Raw genomic sequence first — 20,808 nt, forward strand, 5'->3', positions numbered from 1 at the left:
TAGTTCGCGTCGCCGCCTAGCCTGAAAGATATCGATTCCCCTGTCATTGTCGAGCCCGCCTCTATTGCCGGAGGCGGGCTTCGTCATTCGATGCATGCTGGTGAGCGAGGCGTATCCTGCTCCTCGTAGCACCGCCCGTCGCGGGCATGCTAGCCGTTCTCATCCTGTTTACCGTTGCTTTGCTTGTTTTTTCATGGGCATGGCCCCATCTTAGGCCGATGGGTCCCCGTCAGTTTATGGCCAATTGGCCGCTGCAGAGTTGAAATCATGAAGACATCCATTGAATTGCCACTCCTGCCGCTGCGCGATGTCGTGGTTTATCCGCACATGGTCATCCCGCTTTTTGTCGGACGTGAAAAGTCCATCGAAGCCCTCGAGGCGGCAATGACTGGCGACAAGCAGATTCTGTTGCTGGCGCAACGCGATCCTGCCGATGATGATCCGGATGAAAATGGTCTTTATCGGGTCGGTACCGTGGCGACTGTGCTGCAGCTCCTGAAGTTGCCGGACGGTACGGTAAAGGTGCTGGTCGAGGGGGAGCAGCGTGGTGCCATCGAGCGTTTCATCGAGGTTGATGGCCATCTTCGTGCAGAAGTCCAATTGATCGATGAGCTGGATGTTGCCGAGCGTGAGGCGGAAGTTTTCACGCGTAGCCTGCTTAGCCAGTTCGAGCAATATGTGCAACTGGGCAAGAAAGTGCCCTCCGAAGTCCTTTCTTCACTCAATAGCATCGATGAGCCGGGCCGTCTGGTCGATACCATGGCTGCCCATATGGTGCTCAAGATCGAGCAGAAGCAGGAAATTCTCGAGCTCACCGAGCTACCGGTCCGTGTGGAGCATGTGTTGGCGCTGCTCGATGCCGAGATCGATCTGCTGCAGGTCGAGAAGCGTATTCGTGGCCGCGTCAAGAAACAGATGGAGCGTAGCCAGCGTGAGTACTATCTGAACGAGCAGATGAAGGCCATCCAGAAAGAACTGGGTGATATCGATGAGGGGCATAACGAACTCGATGAGTTGAGAAAGCGCATCGACAATGCTGGCTTGCCGAAGGACGCGCTGACCAAGGCCAATGCCGAGCTGAGCAAGCTCAAGCAGATGTCCCCGATGTCTGCCGAAGCAACCGTGGTGCGTTCCTATATCGACTGGCTGGTCAATGTGCCGTGGTCTGCAGAGAGCAAGGTACGGCTGGATTTGGCCAAGGCCGAGGACATCCTCGATGCGGATCATTACGGCCTGGAAGAGGTAAAGGAACGAATCCTCGAGTATCTCGCCGTGCAGAAACGAGTGAAAAAACTCAAAGGGCCGGTTCTATGTCTCGTCGGGCCACCTGGTGTAGGCAAGACCTCGCTGGCGGAATCCATTGCCCGAGCGACCAACCGCAAATTCGTGCGCATGGCGCTCGGTGGCGTGCGTGACGAGGCTGAGATCCGGGGGCATCGCCGGACCTATATCGGCTCTATGCCAGGCCGCCTGATCCAGAAGATGACGAAGGTTGGCGTCCGCAACCCGTTGTTCCTGCTCGACGAGATCGACAAGATGGGCAGCGACATGCGCGGTGATCCGGCGTCAGCATTGCTTGAGGTGCTTGATCCAGAGCAAAACCATAATTTCAATGACCACTATCTGGAGGTCGACTACGACTTGTCGGATGTGATGTTCATCTGCACAGCCAACTCGATGAGCATTCCCGGTCCACTGCTCGATCGCATGGAAGTTATCCGTCTGCCTGGTTATACCGAGGACGAGAAGGTCAACATCGCGGTCAAGTACCTGTCGCCGAAGCAGATCGAAGCCAATGGCTTGAAGAAGGGCGAGCTGATCTTTGAGGAGGCGGCGATCCGCGACATCATTCGCTACTACACCCGCGAGGCGGGCGTTCGTAGCCTGGAACGTCAGGTTGCAAAGGTCTGCCGCAAGGTGGTCAAGGAGCACGCCAAGGAGAAACGCTTCAAGGTTGTGGTTACCGCTGATTCCCTTGAGCATTTCCTGGGAGTACGTCGTTATCGTTATGGGCTGGCCGAGCAGCAGGATCAGGTCGGTCAAGTCACGGGCCTTGCATGGACCCAGGTCGGCGGCGAATTGCTGACGATCGAAACTGCCGTTGTTCCAGGCAAGGGGCAACTGATCAAGACCGGTTCCCTGGGCGATGTCATGGCCGAGTCGATGACGGCTGCTTTGACGGTGGTACGCAGTCGGGCGAAGAGTCTGGGTATTCCGGCTGACTTTCACGAGAAGCGGGACGTGCACATCCACATGCCGGAGGGTGCCACTCCGAAGGATGGTCCGAGTGCCGGTATCGGTTTGTGCACGGCATTGGTATCTGCCTTGACTCAGATTCCGGTGCGGGCCGATGTGGCCATGACCGGAGAAATCACCTTGCGCGGCCAGGTGCTTGCCATTGGTGGTTTGAAGGAAAAATTACTTGCTGCGCATCGGGGTGGAATCAAGACAGTGATCATTCCGGAAGAGAATGTGCGCGATTTGAAAGAAATTCCCGAAAATATTAAGCAGGACCTGACTATTAAGCCAGTCAAATGGATTGACGAAGTCCTGCAAATTGCGCTGCAATACGCCCCGGAGCCCTTGCCCGATGCGGTTCCTGAGATGGTTGCAAAGGATGACAAGCGCGAGACTGATTCCAAGGAGCGAATCAGCACGCATTAGCCGGAAGCCTTCCTTGACACATTTTTCGAGCCCTTGATATAAAGCGGCTCCTAATGTGTCGGCAGGTTCTTCTAGCGCCCGCTTTGCTTACACCCAAATTATTAAGAAACAACTCAACAGAAATAAGGGGACTTAGAGTGAACAAGTCGGAACTGATCGATGCCATCGCTGCATCTGCTGATATCCCGAAAGCTGTTGCCGGCCGCGCGCTGGACGCAGTGATTGAGTCTGTCACCGGCGCCCTGAAGGCTGGTGATTCCGTGGTACTGGTTGGCTTCGGCACTTTCGCTGTCAAAGAGCGCGCTGCTCGCACTGGCCGTAACCCGCAGACTGGCAAGCCGATCAAGATCGCTGCTGCCAAGATCCCAGGTTTCAAAGCCGGTAAAGCCCTCAAGGACGCCGTTAACTAAGCGTCTCTCCGGGTTTGCCTTTCCCGGACGGACTCCGTTCTGGAAATGGGGCGACGACTTAGTCGATCCCGTGAGTTACGAGAAGGCGCATCCTAGGATGCGCCTTTCTTTTATCCGAGTTTTACCCACGCTCCATGGCCGGTCAGTCGACACGGTCGTTTCGGGGGATGCATGCTGCAGAACATTAGGGACAATTCACAGGGGTGGATTGCCAAGACGATCATCGGCGTCATTGTCGCGTTGATGGCGCTGACCGGCTTCGACGCGATCGTCAGCTCGACGGGCAACGGTAGAAATGCCGCCGACGTCAACGGTGAGAAAATCACGCTGGATGCGCTGAATCGCGCAGTGGAAATGCAACGTAGTGCCTACATCCAACAATTCGGCAAGGACTTCGATCCTTCCTTGCTGGATGACAAGATGCTGCGCGAGTCGGCGCTTGAGTCGCTGATTGAGCGCGATGTGCTGCTGCAGGGCGCCAAGGGCGTTGGAATGGCGCTTTCCCAGAAGTCTGTTGATCAACTGATCCTGCAGATGCCGCTGTTCCAGGAAAATGGCCAATTCAGCTCGGCCCGCTACGACGCCTTGCTGCGTCAGCAAGGCTATACCCGCATGGACTTCCGCAATCGCTTCGAGCAGGACGTTCTGATCAGTCAGTTGCAGGCTGGAATCATGGGTACCAGCTTCTTGACTAATTCCGAAGTCGACGCATTCATCCGCCTGGAAAAGCAGACTCGCGACTTCGCTGCATTGACCTTGCATGCCGACAGCAAGTCCGTAACGCTCTCGGACGACGATCTGAAGGCCTACTACAACGAACACGCCAGCCAGTTCATGAGTCCCGAGCAGGTCGTTCTGGAATACGTGGAGCTGAAAAAATCTGCGTTCTTCAAGGACAGCGAGGTCACTGATGAGCAGTTGCAAGAGGCTTATCAGAAAGAGATCGCCGGTTTGACCGAGCAGCGCAAGGCCGCTCACATCCTTCTCGAGGTCAACGACAAGATGACCGACGAGCAGGCCAAGGCCAAGCTTGAAGAACTCAGGGCGCGCCTGGAAAAAGGCGAAGATTTCGCCACGCTGGCCAAGGAGTTTTCTCAGGATCCAGGGTCGGCAGCCAATGGCGGTGACCTAGGATTCGCCGGGCAGGGTGTCTACGATCCGGCGTTCGAGAAGTCGCTGTATGCGCTGAGCAAGGGGGAGATTTCCGAGCCGGTGCACAGTGAGTTCGGCTGGCACCTGATCAAACTGCTCGATGTGCAGAAAGCCGACGTGCCCAGCTTCGCGAGCCTGAAGGAAAAGTTGGTCCACGATCTCAAGGCGCCTCTCGTCGAGCAGCGTTTCGTCGAGGCGACCAAGGCGCTCGAGGGGGCGGCTTATGAGGCTTCGGATCTGGCTCAGCCCGCCCAGGAGCAAGGCTTGCAGGTCAAGACGACTCCGGCTTTCGGGCGTGAAGGTGGCAGTGAGGGCGTGGTTGCCAATCGCCAGGTGATCCAGGCTGCATTCAGCGAGGATTTGCTGGAAGGTGGCGCCAACAGCGGTGCCATCGAGCTGGATCCCGACACCGTTGTGGTTGTAAGGGTCAAGGAACATCGCAAGTCCGAGCAGATGCCGCTCGAACAGGTAGCTTCCAATATTCGCGAAACCCTGTCGTTGCAGCGTGCCAATGAGGCCGTCAAGACCAAGGGCGCAGAGCTGCTGGCCAATCTACGTGATGGCAAGCTCGCTGCCGACAAGGCTATCGAAGGGCAGGGCTGGAATGTCACCGAAGCCGCTACGCGGGGTCAGGAAGGGGTCGATCCGCAGGTGCTGCAAGCGCTGTTTCGTATGCCCAAGCCCGAAGACGGTAAGTCGACCTTCGCCGGTGTCAGCCTGAGAAATGGTGATTATGTGTTGCTGCGCCTGAGTGGCGTTGGTCAGCCCGAGGCTGCTATCAGCGATCAGGAGCGCGCCATGTATCGCCGTTCGCTGGCATCGCGCCAGGGACAAGAGGATTTCGCTGCCTATCGTGCAGAGCTGAAGGCCAAGGCTGATATCGAGCGTTACTGATGTTCGTGGTTGAAACCGGGTTACGCCTGAAGGTGTAACCCGGTTTTGCATTCAGGCGTGCAGGTGTTCAGCCGCGTAAAGTGTGTTTTCAAGCAGGCAGGCGCGAGTCATCGGGCCTACACCGCCCGGAACCGGTGTGATCCAACTGGCGCGTTGTGCCGCGACTTCGTATTCCACATCCCCAACCAGCTTGCCGTCTTCCTGGCGGTTGATGCCGACGTCGATGACAATGGCCCCAGGCTTGATCCATTCGCCCTTCACCAGTCCCGGTTTACCGGCGGCGACCACGACCAGATCAGCATTCGCAACGTGCTTGGCCAGATCCTGCGTGAATCTGTGCGTGACGGTTACGGTGCAGCCCGCGAGCAGCAGTTCCAAGGCCATTGGCCTGCCAACGATATTCGATGCACCGACGACCACGGCGTCCAGGCCGTATGTGTTGATCCCAGTGCTTTCCAGAAGCGTCATGATCCCTTTCGGCGTGCACGGGCGTAGCAGGGGGATGCGCTGTGCAAGGCGCCCGACGTTATACGGATGGAAGCCGTCCACGTCTTTGTCGGGGCTGATCCGCTCGAGCAGGAGCGATGCATCCAGATGCACTGGAAGAGGAAGCTGGACCAGGATGCCGTCGATGGCGCTGTCATTGTTCAGGCTATCGATCAGGGCCAGTAGCGCGTCCTGGGAGGTGGTGGCTGGCAGGTCATGGGCCACGGAGACGAAACCGACTTCCTCGCAATCCTTGCGTTTGTGGGAAACATAGACCTGCGAGGCGGGGTCGGTGCCTACGAGAATGACGGCAAGGCCGGGAGCGCGAAGACCTTGCTGGCGCCGTTCCACGACACGTTGGGCTATCTTCTGGCGGAGATTTGCGGCTATGGCTTTGCCGTCGATCAGTTTTGCGGTCATGACGCTGAGGTAACCATCGAGGGAGGTGAAAAGGGCGTGCATTCTCGCACGCTGGGGCAGGGGAACAAAGGCGCAGGTCAGCGAATTTCCTGTAAGCCCTTTATATTTTTGAATTTTTTTGGATTTCCCTGTTGACGGGATACGGACTCGTCTATAACATTCGCCCCGCTTGTCGAGCACAGCCAGTCGCTGGGTAAGATGGTGAATCAAGTCGAATAGATGCGATAAGCCGAAGCTTAGAATCTGCGATTGCAGATGTATAAGCGCCCGTAGCTCAGCTGGATAGAGCATCCGCCTTCTAAGCGGATGGTCGCAGGTTCGAGTCCTGCCGGGCGTGCCATCTGGCATCTTGGCTCAAGCAAAGCAATATGGTGGGCGTAGCTCAGTTGGTAGAGCACAGGATTGTGGCTCCTGGTGTCGAGGGTTCGATCCCCTTCGTCCACCCCATATTCGAGAAAACGCCAGGCTAAAAGCCTGGCGTTTTCGTTTCAGGTTAAAAACCACGCGGACGTGGTGAAATTGGTAGACACACCAGATTTAGGTTCTGGCGCCGCAAGGTGTGAGAGTTCGAGTCTCTCCGTCCGCACCATATAGGCTTTCCAGGGGCTTCCTAATAAGCTCCGGAAAGCGTCTCAAGTGATTGATCGGTAAATTTCTTAAGAAAATCCCGAGCCAGTCACTTTCAGCGAAAACCACCCAAAGCCAGATCAAAATGGTACACGGAGTGGTACACCGAAAACGGGATTCTACGCTTCGTTTTTTCGCTGGAGACGATCAGCGCAGGGGCAGATATAGCCACCAACTCACCTTGAAGGAGTTGGGCATGTCCCTCATCGAGCTGGCGATCAAACGAGCTGCCTCCTCCGAAAAATTATTCCCTCCGCGATGATGATGGGCTTTATCTGTTCGTTTTGGCGAGCGGCAGCAAAGCTTGGCATTTTCTCTATTTCTGAGCAGCTATCCGGCGATGTAGCGCATCACCATCTACGAGATTCAGTAGGCAGGTCGTCGGTCGTATCGAAAAGCGAGGGGCGCTTTCGAGGGGCGAAGCAGCCTGAATCCAGTCATCAAGTCTGGGTTATGCGGCCAATCTTGCGGGATACAGCTTCTGTTGCAGTCCCATTGGGCGTCTTGCAATTCGTGGGCTTCGTAGCCGATCCGCACGGCTCGTTCATGGGCTCCGGAAGAGAATTCAAGTGCTGGAATCGTCGTTCCAACCTCTCGAAAGGTGAGGCCTCCACGAATCCTGAAAGCGACCCCCTTATCTAAAAACGACATTGCTTGGATGCAGGGGTAGAACTCGGCGGTTTTACATGAAATATTAGAAATATATTTTTAGTATTTCAAAGGAGCGACAGCCCCTGATGGACAGCCTGAAAAAAAACCGCAAGAGCGATTCCGCCTACGACGGCCTGCGCTCGGCGATCATCCGCGCGGAGCTCGAACCCGGTTCGCTGATTGAGGAGCGCGAGATGATAGAGCGCCTCGGCATTGGTCGCACGCCGCTGCGCGAGGCCCTGCAGCGCCTGGCCCAGGAAGACCTGGTGCTGGCTGTGCCACAGCGTGGTTACTTCGTTTCGTCCACCTCGGCCAGCGATTTCTTCCAGCTCAACGAGTTCCGCGAGCACTCCGAAGTGCTGGCCTGTCGCAATGCGGCCCTGCGTATCACCGATGCGCAACTGGCCACGCTCAAGGGCATCCTCGACGAAGCCCGCGCCGGCGTGGCTGCCAGGATCATGGAAACCGACTGGCACCTGGGCATCGATGAGCGTGTGCACAAGCTCATCGCCGAGGCCAGCGGTAATCGCTACCTGGTGCAGGCACTGAGCCGCCTGTATGCGCTGTCGGTGCGCAGCCTCTATGTGGCACGGGTGCCGGTGACGCTGATCTACGACGAGCTGGAGAACTTTGACGCCATCTACGCCGCGCTCGCGGCCCATGATCCGGACGCCGCCGAGCAGGCAATCCGCCGCCACCTCGACGTACCGGCTGTGCAGTTGGTGCCCGCCGGCAAGCGCGGCCCATCGTCTTCCGGCAACCCGCAGTCGGCCGACCGCTCATGAATTCGCGTAGCCAACGCCTGGTCACCCTGGCCATGCTCACGCCGTCGCTGGTGATGAGCGTGCTGCTGCTGGCGCTGCCGTTCCTGATCATCGTGGCCTACAGCTTCGCCCCCCGCGATCCCTATGGTGGCGTAGTCAGCGGCTTCAGCCTGGACAGCTACCGCATGCTGTTCCAGCCGATGTACCTGCCGATTTTCTTCAACTCGCTGAAGATCGCCCTGTGTTCCACCCTGGTCTGCCTGCTGGTGGGTTACCCCATCGCCTATTACCTGGCCTTCAAGGCGCCGCGCCATGCGACCTTGCTGTTGGCGTTGCTGCTGATTCCGTTCTGGGTCGATTTCATGATCCGCGTGTCGAGCTGGATGGTGCTGATGGGGCGTAACGGGCTGATCAACGAGACGCTGCAGGCGTTGGGGCTGGTGGACTCGCCGCTGCGCCTGCTGGGTACCTATGGTGCGGTGATGGTGGGCATGCTCTATGCCTTCCTGCCGGCGACGGTGCTGCCGATCTATTCCGCGCTGAGCCCGATCGACCGGCGTCTGATGGAAGCGGCCGCCGACCTTGGCGCGGGACCGGTGGAAACCTTCTGGCGCACCACCTTTCCGTTGTCGCTGCCGGGCGTGATGGCCGCGGTGCTGTTCGTCTTCGTGCCGGCCATGGGGGTGTATGCCATTCCGGTTCTGCTCGGTGGCGGCAAGAGCATCATCATCGGCAACCTGATCGTCCAGTTGTTCCTGGAGTTCCGCAATATTCCCCTGGGCGCGGCGGTATCGGTTGTCCTGCTCGGCTTTTCGTTCGTCATCACGCTCTTGTACATGCGCCTGCTCAACCGTATCGAGGAGGCTCGTTCATGAGTATCCGCCTGACCGATGCTGGCAGCCGACTGGCCGGCCTCTACGTGCCGCTGGTGACGCTGCTCGGCTATGTATTTCTGTTCGCCCCGCTGGTGGTGCTGGTGATCTATTCGTTCAACAGCGGCCGTTCTACCGTGAATTTCGAGGGGTTGTCGCTGGCCTGGTATGCCGAAGCGTTCAACGACCGTGGCCTACGCAACGGACTGGTGGTCAGCGCCATCGTCGCGGTGGCATCGGCACTGCTTAGTGCGGCCATCGGCACCAGCGCCGCCCTGGCGGTGGTGAAGCGCGACTTCCGTGGCAAGAACCTGTTTTCCACGCTGATCATCGCTCCACTGATCCTGCCGGAGATCGTGCTGGCCGTCGGGCTGCTGGTCTCCAGCGTCGCCGCGGGTATCAGCCTGGGGTATCTGACGTTGATCGCCGGGCACCTGTTGATCTCGGTGCCATTCACCTTCTTGATCGTGCGGGCCTCGGCCAGCGCCCTCAACCCTCGGCTGGATGAAGCCGCCGCTGATCTGGGGGCCACCGGTGCGCAGACCTTTCTGCGGGTGACCCTGCCGCTGCTGTTGCCGGCGATCCTCTCGGGGATGCTGCTGTCGGCGGTGGTGTCGTTCGACAACTTCGTCATGTCGACCTTCGTCTCTGGCGTGGGTACCACGCCCTTGCCGTTGCAGATCTACTCGATGCTCAAGTCAGGGCTGACTCCCAAGATAAATGCGCTCGGCACCGTACTGATCGCACTGAATGTCCTGGTCGTGGCTGCCGTGCTACGCCGGTTCATGAAAACCATACGTTGATCTGCCCCCTACTGAGCTACTCACCTGAGGATGTATCGATGTCGCGTCTTACAACAAAATTGATGCTGTCTACTGCCATTCTGGTCGGCAGCGCGCAACTCCAGGCCGCACAGAGCTTGCACATCTACGCCTGGTCCAGCGAGCTGCCGCAGGAGATTCTCGATGACTTCAGCAAGAAGAGCGGAATCGAAGTCAGCCTGGATACCTTCGACAGCAACGAGACGCTGATCGCCAAGCTTTCAGCCGGCGCATCGGGGTACGACCTGATCGAGCCGTCGCAGTACGCGGTGCAGATACTGGTCAACAAGGGGCTGGTCGAGAAGCTGGATCACTCGCTGCTGCCGGGGTTGAGCAACCTGTCCGAGACCTTCCGCAACGTCAGCTACGACGTCGGCAACCAGTACAGTGTCCCGTATGTCTGGGGCACGACCGGCCTGGCCTACAACGACGAGTGTGTGAAGACCCCGATCACCAGTTGGAAGGCCCTGTGGGACCCGGCTTATTCCGGGCGCATCTACATGCTCGACAACATGCTTTCGGCATACATCGCCGCCATGCAGGTGAATGGCTACCGTTCCGGCAGCACCGACAAGGCCGAGGTGGAGAAGGCCACGGCCTCGCTGATCGAGCAGAAGAAGATACTCGGCGGCTACAACAGCACCAACTTCGCCGACCTCGTCGCTTCCGGCGAAGCCTGCGTGGTGCAGGCCTACAACTCCAACATCAGCCAGATCACTGCGCAGAACCCGCATGTCCACTACGTGATTCCCGATGAGGGCGGCTCGATGTGGATCGACAGCCTGGCGATTCCGAAGCGCGCCGCCAATCGCGAGGCCGCCTATGCCTTCATCGACTACCTGTTGCAGCCGGAAGTGGCCGCGAAAGCCGCGACGCTGAGCAAGGCCGCTACCACGGTCGGTGCCGCCAAGGCGCTGTTGCCGCCGGAAGTGGCCGGCAACGTCGCCATCTACCCCGACGAGGAGCGCCTGAAGAAGGCCGACTTCATCCTCGACCTGGGCCAGGCGACCCAGCTCTACCAGGACGGCTGGACCCGCGTGAAGACCGCGCAGTGATCGCCATCCTGTAACGCTCGCTCCGGGGAGCAGGCGCTCCCCCAAACCCCGTAGTACGGAGATAGCCCGTGAGTACTCTCACCCAGGCCCGCCCCCCCTTTGCCGTCGAATTGCATAACGTCTGCAAGACGTTCATGTGCAATGCGCAGGGCGAACCGGAATACGCCGTGAACTCGGTGAACCTGCAGATCCGCGAGGGTGAGTTCTTCACCTTCCTCGGCCCCTCGGGCTGCGGAAAGACCACCACGCTGCGGATGATCGGCGGCTTCGAGTTGCCCAGCAGCGGCACCATCCTGCTCGAAGGCCAGAATGTCTCGAACCTGCCGGCGCATCGCCGCAACATCAACACGGTGTTCCAGAGCTACGCGCTGTTCCCGCATCTCTCGGTGCTGGACAACGTGGCCTTCGGGCTGGCGGTCAAGCGCGTCCCCCACGCCGAGCGCCGCGAGCGTGCGATGAAGGCACTGGAACTGGTGCGCATGGACCATGCTGCCGATCGTCGTCCGTCGGCGCTCTCCGGCGGTCAGCAGCAGCGCATTGCTCTGGCGCGCGCACTGGTCAACGAGCCGGCGGTACTGCTGCTCGACGAACCGTTCGGGGCATTGGACATGAAGCTGCGCCGCGAGATGCAGCTGGAGGTCAAGGAGATGCAGCGGCGCCTGGGCATCACCTTCATCTTCGTCACCCACGACCAGGAAGAAGCGCTGACCATGTCCGACCGGATCGCTGTGATGAGCGGTGGCCATGTGCAACAGGTCGACGACCCGGAAGGCATCTACGAGCGGCCCTGCAATCGATTCACCGCCGGCTTCATCGGCGAGATGAACATGCTGCAGGCGCGGCACGCGGACGGTCGCTTGCATGCCGGCGGCAGCCATATCCCTCATGCCCGCGAAGTCGACGGCAGCCTGCCGCTGACCCTGGCCATGCGCCCGGAGGCCCTGCAACTGGGCGGCTCCACGCAGATCGATCACGTGGTCTTCGACGGCACTCTGGGCGAGGCCATCTACATCGGTTCCGACCGCCGCTACGCCGTGCACTTGCCCAGTGGCGAACACCTGCTGGTGCGGGTGCCCAACCCTGCCAGCGCGCAGCCGCTGCACCTGCGCAGCGGCGACCCGGTACAGGTCAGTTGCCCGCTGGCGGCGCTGCACTTTCTTCAACACTGAAACACCTGAACAGAGATGATCATGTCGATACGTTCCTACCGCATCAACCCGATGCCTGCCCAATTGGACCCGAGCCTGATGGCGCGCTTCGCCCGGGTGGAGGCTGCCACCGTCGGCCATTACCTGCACGACCGCTTCATGCGCAACGACCTGCGCCCGCTGCTGGTCGGACCACGGGTGGCCGGCACCGCCGTGACCGTGTCCATCGCCGGGGCCGACTCCACGTTGCTGTACCACGCCATGGATCAGGTGCGTCCTGGCGATGTGCTGGTGATCGACCGTGGCCAGGACGAGCGGCATGCCGCCTGGGGCGGTTTCATGGCGGCCGTGGCGAAAGTGCGCGGGCTGGCGGCGGTGATCATCGACGGCATGGTCACCGATCCGTCGGCGATCATCGAAGCGGGCGTGCCGACCTGGGCCCGTGGCGTTTCGCCGATCACCACCAAGCTGTTCAACTTCGGTGGCGGTTTCAACATTCCGGTGAGCTGCGGCGGCGTCAGCGTCAGCCCTGGCGATGCGGTACTGGCCGACGACTGCGGGATTCTCGTGGTGCCCGCCGATCAGGTGGCCGGCATCGCCGACGTGGCCCTGGCCGACCAGGCCGACGAAGGCACCTGGGTCAAGCGTATCCAGGCCGGCGAGCGCCTGCAGGACCTGGTGGACATTCAGGCGATGATCGCCGAGCGCAATCGTCTGGACGAGGTGAGCCATGGCTGAGGCACTGCAGAAACTGGCCTTCTGGCTGTCCACTCCGCACCAGGCGATGCTCGAAATCGCCGAGGAGATCGGTTATCGCCACGTGGTGCTGGATATCGAGCATGGCCTGTTCGATCTCGAAGCCCTCGACCGCACCGTGGCCCTGGCGCGCGCCCTTGGTCTGACCGTACATGGCAAGGTGCTCGGCCCGCAGACTATCCCGATCCAGCAGGCACTGGATATCGGCTGCCACAGCGTGATCATCCCGCATATCGGCGAGCTGCAGCACGCCCGCGAAGTGACCCGCGCCGCCAAGTACCCGCCGCTGGGCATCCGCAGCTTCTCCGGCACCCGTCTGGCCGGCTATGGCGGGGCAGGGCAGGCTTACTTCGATGGCGAAAACGACAAGACCCGCTGCTATCCGATGATCGAATCGGCGGCTGCCTTGCAGGATATCGAGGCGATCCTCGCACTGCCGACCGTCGATGGTGTGTTCGTCGGCCCCAGTGACCTGTCGCTGGATCGCGGACGTGGCGCGTATAGCTTCAGCGATGCCGACCGCGCTGACCTGCAGCGCATCGCCAGTGCCTGCGCCAAGGCCGGCAAGCCCTGGATCATGCCGGCCTGGAGCGACGCCGAGCGCGCCTATGCCGCGCAACTGGGCGCCGAACTGCTGATCGTGATCGACGAATACGGCTCCCTGAAATGGGGCCTGAGCGAAGCCGCTCGTTAACTCCACGTCCATTGAAGAGAGCTGCAAATGTCTGACTCCATGTCCTGCGGAAGCAAACTCATGCATCTGCTGCGCGCCTATGACATCGACACGGTGTTCGGGATGCCCGGCGTGCACACCCTGGAGGCCTACCGTGGCATGAATGCTGCCGGCATCCGCCACATCGGCGTGCGTCACGAGCAGGGTGCCGGATTCATGGCCGATGGTTATGCACGGGTGTCCGGCAAGCCTGGCGTCTGCCTGGTGATCAGCGGGCCGGGCGTGACCAATGCTGCCACGCCCATCGGCCAGGCCTACTCGGACAGCGTGCCGGTACTGATGATCACCAGCGTTGGCGCCACCAGCGACGCCGGCATGGGCCGTGGCCGCCTGCACGAGGTTACCGATCAGTCGCGCATCACCGAACCGCTGACGGCCTTCTCGGCGACCGCCAACGATCCTGTCCAGGTACGCGAGTACGTCGCCCGCGCCTTCGCCCTGTTCGAAAGCGAGCGGCCGCGCCCGGTGCACCTGTCGATTCCGCTGGACGTGTTCAAGCAGATCGACGCCGACCCGGTGCAGCGCCGTCGCGTGCGCCAGCGCCTGGCCGCCGACGCGGGGGCGGTGGCCGAGGCCGTGGCTCTGCTCAAGGCCAGCCGCCGCCCGCTGATCATCGCCGGTGGCGGTAGCCTGGGCGCCGCCGACGCTTTGCGTCAGTTGGCAGAAACCCTGGGCGCGGCCGTGGTGCCGACCATCGCCGGCAAGGGCGTGTTGCCCGACAGCCATCCGCGCGTGCTGGAGGCCACCCTCGATCGCGAGGCCACCCAGGCATTGATCGCCGGTGCCGACGTGGTGCTGTGCGTGGGTACCGAGCTGGCCGAGCCGGATCACTGGCTGCAGGGCAACCTGCCCATGGGCGGGCCGATGATCCGCATCGATATCGACCCGCAAACCCTGGTGCGCGACTACGATGCCGCCGTCGCCATCCAGGCCGACGCGGCACTTGCCGTGCAGGCCATCCTCGATGGTCTGCATGGCCAAGGCTACCGGGGCGAGGGCATCGCCGAAGACGAGATCGCCGCTGTGCGCGCCGCCGAGCGGGCTGCCCTGCGGCCTCTCGAACGGCAGCACCTGGAGGTGCTGGCGGCGCTGCGCGAAGCCATGCCCGACGACGGCGTGGTGTTCGCCGACATGACCCAGCTGGCCTATACCGGCTATGCCTTCTACCCCTGCGAACGCCAGCGCCAATGGTTCTTCCCGGCGGGCTACGGCACCCTTGGCTACGCACTGCCGGCGGCCATCGGCGGCAAGATCGCCGCGCCACACCTGCCGGTGATGGTGATGGTCGGGGACGGTGGCTTCCAGTTCACCCTGCAGGAACTGGGCACCGCGGTGGAGAACCGCCTGCCAATGGCGGTGATCCTGTGGAACAACGACAGCCTGGCGCAGATTCGCGATGGCATGATCTCCCGCGACATCCCCACCATCGGCGTCAACCAGCACAACCCGGACTTCCTCGGCATCGCCCGCGCCTACGGCTGCCATACCGCCAGTCCGGACAGCCTCGATGCGTTGATCGCCGCGGTGCGTGCGGCGCACACGGCCGATGGCCCGACCGTGATCGAGGTGCGTGAAAGCGCGGCCTTCCTGAGTGTGCGGCCATGAGCGGGGCCGACGACGTGCGCCTGGATAACTGGCGCACGGTACCCTACAGCCACCATGCCTTCCGCCATGTCGACACGCTGGTGGACTGTGCACGCATGCTTCCCGGCGATGCGCCGCTGGAGCTGCCGCAGGCGTCGCTGGCGCTGGACTTGCAAACCGTGTGCTTCGAGCACCGTGGGCGTGCCTGGAGCGTCGATGAAGCGCTGCGCGAAGGGGACACCGATGGGCTGATCGTGCTGCGTCACGGCCAAGTGCTCGGCAGCTACTTGGGGCATGGCCAGACCGCGGATTGCCGGCACATCGTGTTCTCGGTGAGCAAGTCGATCACCGGCGCCCTGGCCGGTGTGCTGGTGGAGCAAGGCCTGCTCGATCCGCAGCGCCCGGTGTCGGCCTACCTGTCGTTGCCGGCCGGCTCCGCCTATGCCGATTGCACTGTGCGCCATGTCCTGGACATGACCGTGGCGATCCGCTTCGTCGAGGACTATCTCGACCCGCTCGGCGACGTGGCGCGCTACCGCGTGGCCATGGCCTGGAACCCGCTCGGCCTGGTGGACGGCAGCGTCGGCCTGATCGACTTCGTCACCGGCTTGCCGCGTGGCGAGGGCGAGCATGGCCAGCGCTTCCACTATGTCTCGCCCAACAGCGACCTGCTCGGGCGCCTGCTTGAGGTGGCGGGCGGCGCGCCGGTGGCCGAGTTGATCGAGCGCCACCTGTGGCAGCCCATGGGCGCGCAGGACATGGCGCTGATCACCCTCGACCACCAGGGCGCGGCACGTACCGCGGGCGGCATCTGCTGCACCCTGGGGGACATGGCGCGCTTCGGCGAACTGATGCGCAACGAGGGGCGTCACGGCGCGCGGCAGGTGATCCCCGCGCAGTGGGTACGGGACATCCGCAGTGCCGGCGACCCGCAGGCCTGGGCGCATGGCGAGATGACCGACTTGTTCCCCGAGGCGCGTTACCGCAGCCAGTGGTACTCGCCGACGGGGGCGGACGAGGGCGTGTTCTGTGCCATCGGCATCCATGGCCAGTGGATCTGGATCGACCCGGCACGTGGCGTCGTCATCGCCAAGCAGTCGTCCCAGGCGACGCCCGCCGATGACGACCTCGATGCCTTGAACATTGCCCTGTTTCGTACCCTGAGCCGAGAGGTGGAAAAATGCTGAGTAGCAACCTTCTGGACGTCGGCCGGCGGCTGAGCTTCTACATCGACGGTCGCTGGCAGGCAGCGCCGGGACGGCCGCGGCAAACCGTCATCGATCCCTCCACCGAACAGCCATTGGGCGAGGTTGCACTGGGCGATGCGCAGGACGTCGAGCAGGCCGTGCAGGCCGCACGACGCGCATTGCCGGGCTGGGCGGCGAGCAGCCGCGAAGAGCGCCTGGCGTTGCTGCAGCGAATTCTCGCGGTGTACCGGCGCCGTGCCCCCGAACTGGCCGTGGTGCTCAGCCGGGAAATGGGCGCGCCGCTGGGCATGGCCCTGGACAACCAGGTTGCCAGCGGTGCCGCGCACATCGAGGTGATGCTCGATGTACTGGCCGACTATCGCTTCGTCCAGCGTCGCGGTACTACCGAGGTCGTGCGTGAAGCCGTCGGCGTGGTTGGCATGATCACGCCGTGGAACTGGCCGCTCAACCAGATCCTGTGCAAGGTGGTTCCGGCGCTGGCGGCTGGCTGCAGCATGGTGCTCAAACCCAGCGAGGTGGCGCCGTTCAACGCGCTGTTGCTCGCCGAGGTGCTGGACGAGGCGGGCGTGCCCGCAGGTGTCTTCAACCTGCTGAATGGCGACGGGCCGACAGTGGGCGAGGCGCTGGCCAGGCATCCGCACGTCGCGATGATTTCCATCACCGGCTCGACCCGCGCGGGCGTGCTCGTGGCCCAGGCCGCGTCGACGTCGGTCAAGCGCGTGCATCAGGAACTGGGAGGCAAGTCGGCGAACATTCTGGTCGATGGCGTCGATCTGCAGCATGCCGTCGCCCAGGGCGTGCGCGAGTGTTTCGACAACAGCGGCCAATCGTGCAACGCCCCCACGCGCATGCTGGTGCCGCGCCAGCATTTCGAGGCCGCGTTGGCGATCGCCCGCGAAGCGGCTCTGTCGTTGCGCATGGGGCCGGCGGATGCGGAGGGTGTGGATCTGGGGCCGGTGGTCAATCAGGCGCAGTTCACGCGCATCCAGGCACTGATCGAGTCGGCGCTGGAAGAGGGCGTCGAACTGGTCTGCGGCGGAGCGGGGCGGCCTGACGGCCTGTCCGAGGGATATTTCGTGCGCCCGACGGTCTTCGCCTGCCGGCAGGGCAACCCGCGCATCGTGCGCGAGGAAGTATTCGGCCCGGTGCTCACCCTCCAGCCCTACGACGATCTGGACCAGGCCGTCGCCATGGCCAACGACACCCCCTACGGCCTGGCCGCCTATGTGCAATGCCCCGACTCGACGTTGGCCCGGCGATTGGCGGCGCGGCTGCACGCCGGCAACGTCTACCTGAACTACCCGCAATGGGACCCGTACGCGCCTTTCGGCGGCTTTGGCCAGTCCGGCAACGGTCGTGAATACGGGGCATACGGGCTGGACGATTTCACTGAAATCAAGGGGATTGTCGGCGTCACCTGATCCCTTCATTCGATAACACCCAATAACAACAAGAACCCACGACGGTCGTGTACGCGACCGTCACGCCTTCCTCTTGCCTGCTGTTAGCCCGGCCGGGATTCCGGCTGCCAATAAAAAAACCAACCAAGCTATGCACATAGGTAAATCATGGACACTCTGAAGCATTGCAAGCGCGCTGTTCTCGTCGGTCTTCCGCTCCTCAGCAGCCTGGCCCTGGGGAGCCAGGCTGACAGCCAGGGCTTCGTCGAGGACAGCCACCTGGACCTGTTCGCCAGGACCCTGTACTTCAACCGCGACTGGCACAACCACGATGCCAGCAACAGCTACAGCGCCGACTTCGGTCAGGCCATCACCACCCAGTTCCACTCCGGTTTCACCCAGGGCACCGTGGGCCTGGGTATCGATGCGCTGGCCCTCACCGGCATCAAGTTCGACAGCAGTCGCGGACACAACGCCTCGGCGTCCTATCCCAAGGACAGCGACGGGCGTACCGAGGACTCCTTCTCCAAGGGCGGCGCAGCAGTGAAGGTGCGGGTGAGCAACACCGTGATCAAGTACGGCACGCAGTTCCTCAGCCTGCCAGTGCTGGCCACCGACCCCGGCCGGCTATTGCCGGAAACTGCGCGCGGCCTGCTGATTACCAGCAACGAGATCGAGGGCCTGGAGCTGAACGCCGCACACATCACCGCGCTCAGCTCGCAGTTCAAGTCCGGCGAGGACAGCAAGAACCTCAAGCAAGCCGATGCGGTGGGCGGCAGCTACCAGTTCACCGACAACTTCAGTGGCTCGCTGTACTTCTCCGACATCGAGGACAACTTCAAGAAGAAGTACGCCAACCTCAACCTGGTACAGCCCATCGGCGATGACCAGAAGCTGACCTACGACTTCAACATCTACCGCAGCAAGAGCCAGGGCCAGGAACTCAGTGGCTATGTCGACAACACCCTCTGGAGCCTGACGGCGGCCTACGCCGTGGGCGCGCACCAGGTCCTGCTCGGCTACCAGCGCAACAGCGGCGACACCGGCTACGTGTACGGCGCCGATGGCGGCGCGGTCTACGACTTCGGCAACTCGGTGCAGTATTCGGACTTCAACGCCAAGGACGAGACCTCGTGGCAGGTGCGCTACGACCTGGACTTCGCTGGTTACGGCATTCCCGGCCTGACCTTCATGATCCGCTACATCCGTGGTGACGACATCGACAACGGCGTGACCCGCAACGGCAAGGAATGGGAGCGCAACGAATCGCTGCGCTACGTGATCCAGAGCGGCGCGACCAAAGGCCTGGCGTTCCAGGTGCGGCATGCCAAGAACGTATCTTCGGCGCTGGACAGCGACCTCGACGAAACCCGCCTGATCATGGATTACCCGCTGAGTATCTTCTGATCCTGCCAACGCTTTCCTTGGTACTTTTACGACCCCAACCGGGGTCGTTTTTTTATCGATAGACTCAAGTCGGCTATAGGCCAATAGCATCCGTGAAACCCGGAGTGGTCCATGCTCGGGTCAAGCGTCATCCGGAAAGTTGCACATGGCCCGCTGCGCGATGTCGGCGGGAACCGAGCCATGCGATAGACTGGCGGCGGAAAAAACCTGAATACAAGGAGTGGCGAGATGCCCCTATCCAGTTCCTTCGTCCTTGGCGCCGCTCCAGACGGCCAGCCGGTTTCCCAGTCGCTGCGCCTGGCCAACCGCCATGGGCTGATCGCCGGCGCCACCGGGACCGGCAAAACGGTGACCCTGCAGCGCCTCGCCGAACTTTTCAGCGACGCCGGGGTGGCGGTGTTCGCCGCCGACGTCAAGGGCGACCTGTGCGGGCTGGGAGCCGCCGGTGCACCGCAGGGGAAGGTGGCTGAGCGGATCGCCTCGATGCCGTGGCTGGAGCACCGCCCGCAGGCCTATCCGGTCAGCCTGTGGGACGTCGCGGGGCACAGTGGCCACCCATTGCGCACCACCCTCAGTGAGATGGGGCCGTTGCTGCTCGGCAACCTGCTGGAACTGACCGACAGCCAGCAGGCGGCGCTCTACGCGGCCTTCCAGGTGGCCGACCGCGAAGGCCTGCTGCTGCTCGACCTGAAGGACCTGAAGGCGCTGCTCAACCACCTGCGCGAGCATCCGGAACTGCTCGGCGAGAATCGCGCGCTGTTCGCCGGCGCCTCGGCCCAGGCCCTGCTGCGCCGCCTGGCGACCCTCGAACAGCAGGGGGCCGAGGCGCTGTTCGGCGAGCCGGCGCTGCAGTTGGAGGATATTCTGCGCCCGGCCGCCGATGGCCGCGGGCGTATCCACCTGCTCGACGCCAGCCGCCTGGTGCACGAGGCGCCGAAGGTTTACGCGACCTTCCTGCTCTGGCTGCTGGCCGAACTGTTCGAGCAACTGCCGGAGCGCGGCGATGCCGACCAGCCGCTGCTGGCGCTGTTCTTCGACGAGGCGCATCTGCTGTTCAACGGCACTCCGAAGGCGCTGCAGGAACGCCTCGAACAGGTGGTCCGGCTGATCCGCTCGAAGGGCGTCGGCGTGTACTTCGTCACCCAGTCGCCGAGCGACCTGCCGGACGACGTGCTGGCCCAGCTCGGCCTGCGCATCCAGCATGGCCTGCGTGCTTTCACCGCCAAGGAGCAGAAGGCGCTACGCGCGGTGGCCGACGGCTTCCGGCCGAATCCGGCGTTCGACACCCTGGCCGTACTGACCGAACTGGGTATCGGCGAGGCGTTGGTCGGCACGCTGGAGGAAAAGGGCACGCCAGCGATGGTCCAGCGCGTGGCGATCGCTCCGCCGCAGTCGCGGATCGGGCCGCTGAACGACGCCGAGCGCGAGACGCTGGTGCGCCAGTCGCCGTTGCTCGGGCGCTACGACAAGCCGATCGACCGCGAATCGGCCTATGAGGTCCTGCAGGCACGCGCCACGCCCGCCGAACCCGAGGAGCCGGCGAAGAAAACCGGCGACGTGGCCAAGGGCAGCGACCTGGGCGGCATGGCCGGCGAATTACTCGGCAACCTGGCCAGTCAGGCGATGAAGACGGCGGTGCGGCAGATGGCCAACCAGATCGGTCGGCAACTGGTGCGCGGCCTGATGGGCTCGTTGCTGGGGGGCAGCAAGCGACGCTGAGCGCCGGTCGGCGAGCGGAAGGTTTTTCCGCTCGCTG

Annotated in this window: 16 protein-coding genes and 3 tRNA genes; 18 read left to right on the top strand and 1 reads right to left on the bottom strand. The window is 62.3% G+C overall.

Annotated features, from left to right (window positions below; translation table 11 throughout):
- Positions 1-267: 267 nt before the first annotated feature.
- The 3 genes from lon to ACSZPK_RS20030 all read left to right on the top strand — a co-directional run bounded on the left by lon (position 268) and on the right by ACSZPK_RS20030 (position 5,120).
- Positions 268-2,664, top strand: a complete 2,397-nt coding sequence (gene lon / locus ACSZPK_RS20020; protein WP_437883290.1) for an endopeptidase La — start codon at positions 268-270, stop codon at positions 2,662-2,664.
- A 137-nt stretch (positions 2,665-2,801) separates the two neighbouring features.
- The gene (gene hupB / locus ACSZPK_RS20025) at positions 2,802-3,074 is read left to right on the top strand and encodes a nucleoid-associated protein HU-beta (protein ID WP_003087931.1); all 273 of its coding nucleotides are present in this window, start codon (positions 2,802-2,804) and stop codon (positions 3,072-3,074) included.
- Positions 3,075-3,245: 171 nt separating this feature from the next.
- Positions 3,246-5,120: a SurA N-terminal domain-containing protein gene (locus ACSZPK_RS20030; protein WP_437883291.1), complete on the top strand. Its 1,875-nt coding sequence runs from the start codon at positions 3,246-3,248 to the stop codon at positions 5,118-5,120.
- A gap of 51 nt (positions 5,121-5,171) precedes the next feature.
- Here ACSZPK_RS20030 and folD read toward each other — a convergent pair whose 3' ends face one another.
- Positions 5,172-6,026 carry a bifunctional methylenetetrahydrofolate dehydrogenase/methenyltetrahydrofolate cyclohydrolase FolD gene (gene folD / locus ACSZPK_RS20035; RefSeq protein ID WP_437883451.1) on the bottom strand — a complete coding sequence of 285 codons (855 nt, stop codon included), beginning with the start codon at positions 6,024-6,026 and terminating at the stop codon, positions 5,172-5,174.
- 263 nt (positions 6,027-6,289) lie between these two features.
- Here folD and ACSZPK_RS20040 point away from each other — a divergent pair.
- The 15 genes from ACSZPK_RS20040 (at position 6,290) to ACSZPK_RS20110 (ending at position 20,771) form a co-directional block, all read left to right on the top strand.
- A tRNA-Arg gene (locus ACSZPK_RS20040) sits at positions 6,290-6,366 on the top strand.
- Positions 6,367-6,397: 31 nt separating this feature from the next.
- Positions 6,398-6,473: transfer RNA gene (locus ACSZPK_RS20045), tRNA-His, on the top strand.
- Between the two features lie 57 nt (positions 6,474-6,530).
- A tRNA-Leu gene (locus ACSZPK_RS20050) sits at positions 6,531-6,615 on the top strand.
- A 775-nt stretch (positions 6,616-7,390) separates the two neighbouring features.
- Positions 7,391-8,089: a GntR family transcriptional regulator gene (locus tag ACSZPK_RS20055; protein ID WP_437883292.1), complete on the top strand. Its 699-nt coding sequence runs from the start codon at positions 7,391-7,393 to the stop codon at positions 8,087-8,089.
- Entirely contained in the window at positions 8,086-8,943 is an 858-nt protein-coding gene (locus ACSZPK_RS20060) for an ABC transporter permease (RefSeq protein WP_437883293.1), read from the top strand. The genes ACSZPK_RS20055 and ACSZPK_RS20060 overlap by 4 nt, the downstream gene beginning before the upstream one ends.
- The gene (locus ACSZPK_RS20065; protein WP_437883294.1) at positions 8,940-9,743 is read left to right on the top strand and encodes an ABC transporter permease; all 804 of its coding nucleotides are present in this window, start codon (positions 8,940-8,942) and stop codon (positions 9,741-9,743) included. Before ACSZPK_RS20060 ends, ACSZPK_RS20065 begins: the two co-directional genes overlap by 4 nt.
- A 62-nt stretch (positions 9,744-9,805) precedes the next feature.
- On the top strand, positions 9,806-10,816 hold the full coding sequence (locus ACSZPK_RS20070; RefSeq protein WP_437883295.1) for an ABC transporter substrate-binding protein: 1,011 nt from the start codon (positions 9,806-9,808) through the stop codon (positions 10,814-10,816).
- Positions 10,817-10,950: 134 nt separating this feature from the next.
- Positions 10,951-11,985 (top strand): ABC transporter ATP-binding protein, encoded by a 1,035-nt coding sequence (locus ACSZPK_RS20075; RefSeq protein ID WP_437883452.1) that lies wholly within the window; start codon positions 10,951-10,953, stop codon positions 11,983-11,985.
- Between the two features lie 21 nt (positions 11,986-12,006).
- Complete coding sequence (locus ACSZPK_RS20080) at positions 12,007-12,702, top strand: RraA family protein (RefSeq protein ID WP_437883296.1); 696 nt, start codon at positions 12,007-12,009, stop codon at positions 12,700-12,702.
- Positions 12,695-13,414, top strand: a complete 720-nt coding sequence (locus ACSZPK_RS20085; protein ID WP_437883297.1) for an HpcH/HpaI aldolase family protein — start codon at positions 12,695-12,697, stop codon at positions 13,412-13,414. Before ACSZPK_RS20080 ends, ACSZPK_RS20085 begins: the two co-directional genes overlap by 8 nt.
- 39 nt (positions 13,415-13,453) lie before the next feature.
- Positions 13,454-15,058, top strand: coding sequence for a 5-guanidino-2-oxopentanoate decarboxylase (locus ACSZPK_RS20090; protein WP_437883453.1), 1,605 nt, complete (start codon positions 13,454-13,456; stop codon positions 15,056-15,058).
- Complete coding sequence (locus ACSZPK_RS20095) at positions 15,055-16,224, top strand: serine hydrolase domain-containing protein (RefSeq protein ID WP_437883298.1); 1,170 nt, start codon at positions 15,055-15,057, stop codon at positions 16,222-16,224. Before ACSZPK_RS20090 ends, ACSZPK_RS20095 begins: the two co-directional genes overlap by 4 nt.
- A complete protein-coding gene (locus ACSZPK_RS20100; protein ID WP_437883299.1) occupies positions 16,218-17,666 on the top strand; it encodes an aldehyde dehydrogenase family protein in 1,449 nt (482 codons plus the stop codon). Before ACSZPK_RS20095 ends, ACSZPK_RS20100 begins: the two co-directional genes overlap by 7 nt.
- 147 nt (positions 17,667-17,813) lie before the next feature.
- Positions 17,814-19,052 (top strand): OprD family porin, encoded by a 1,239-nt coding sequence (locus ACSZPK_RS20105; protein WP_437883300.1) that lies wholly within the window; start codon positions 17,814-17,816, stop codon positions 19,050-19,052.
- Positions 19,053-19,280: 228 nt separating this feature from the next.
- Complete coding sequence (locus ACSZPK_RS20110) at positions 19,281-20,771, top strand: helicase HerA-like domain-containing protein (protein WP_437883301.1); 1,491 nt, start codon at positions 19,281-19,283, stop codon at positions 20,769-20,771.
- The last annotated feature ends 37 nt before the right edge of the window (positions 20,772-20,808 follow it).

The organism is Pseudomonas sp. LRF_L74, assembly GCF_965644255.1.
Lineage (GTDB): Bacteria > Pseudomonadota > Gammaproteobacteria > Pseudomonadales > Pseudomonadaceae > Aquipseudomonas.

What these genes read in the sequence shown, in the direction of transcription:
- lon (WP_437883290.1), top strand. Translation starts at nt 268, where the DNA reads ATGAAGACATCCATTGAATTGCCACTCCTGCCGCTGCGCGATGTCGTG.
- ACSZPK_RS20030 (WP_437883291.1), top strand. Translation starts at nt 3,246, where the DNA reads ATGCTGCAGAACATTAGGGACAATTCACAGGGGTGGATTGCCAAGACG.
- folD (WP_437883451.1), bottom strand. Translation starts at nt 6,026, where the DNA reads ATGACCGCAAAACTGATCGACGGCAAAGCCATAGCCGCAAATCTCCGC.
- ACSZPK_RS20055 (WP_437883292.1), top strand. Translation starts at nt 7,391, where the DNA reads ATGGACAGCCTGAAAAAAAACCGCAAGAGCGATTCCGCCTACGACGGC.
- ACSZPK_RS20060 (WP_437883293.1), top strand. Translation starts at nt 8,086, where the DNA reads ATGAATTCGCGTAGCCAACGCCTGGTCACCCTGGCCATGCTCACGCCG.
- ACSZPK_RS20065 (WP_437883294.1), top strand. Translation starts at nt 8,940, where the DNA reads ATGAGTATCCGCCTGACCGATGCTGGCAGCCGACTGGCCGGCCTCTAC.
- ACSZPK_RS20070 (WP_437883295.1), top strand. Translation starts at nt 9,806, where the DNA reads ATGCTGTCTACTGCCATTCTGGTCGGCAGCGCGCAACTCCAGGCCGCA.
- ACSZPK_RS20075 (WP_437883452.1), top strand. Translation starts at nt 10,951, where the DNA reads ATGTGCAATGCGCAGGGCGAACCGGAATACGCCGTGAACTCGGTGAAC.
- ACSZPK_RS20080 (WP_437883296.1), top strand. Translation starts at nt 12,007, where the DNA reads ATGTCGATACGTTCCTACCGCATCAACCCGATGCCTGCCCAATTGGAC.
- ACSZPK_RS20085 (WP_437883297.1), top strand. Translation starts at nt 12,695, where the DNA reads ATGGCTGAGGCACTGCAGAAACTGGCCTTCTGGCTGTCCACTCCGCAC.
- ACSZPK_RS20090 (WP_437883453.1), top strand. Translation starts at nt 13,454, where the DNA reads ATGTCCTGCGGAAGCAAACTCATGCATCTGCTGCGCGCCTATGACATC.
- ACSZPK_RS20095 (WP_437883298.1), top strand. Translation starts at nt 15,055, where the DNA reads ATGAGCGGGGCCGACGACGTGCGCCTGGATAACTGGCGCACGGTACCC.
- ACSZPK_RS20100 (WP_437883299.1), top strand. Translation starts at nt 16,218, where the DNA reads ATGCTGAGTAGCAACCTTCTGGACGTCGGCCGGCGGCTGAGCTTCTAC.
- ACSZPK_RS20105 (WP_437883300.1), top strand. Translation starts at nt 17,814, where the DNA reads ATGGACACTCTGAAGCATTGCAAGCGCGCTGTTCTCGTCGGTCTTCCG.
- ACSZPK_RS20110 (WP_437883301.1), top strand. Translation starts at nt 19,281, where the DNA reads ATGCCCCTATCCAGTTCCTTCGTCCTTGGCGCCGCTCCAGACGGCCAG.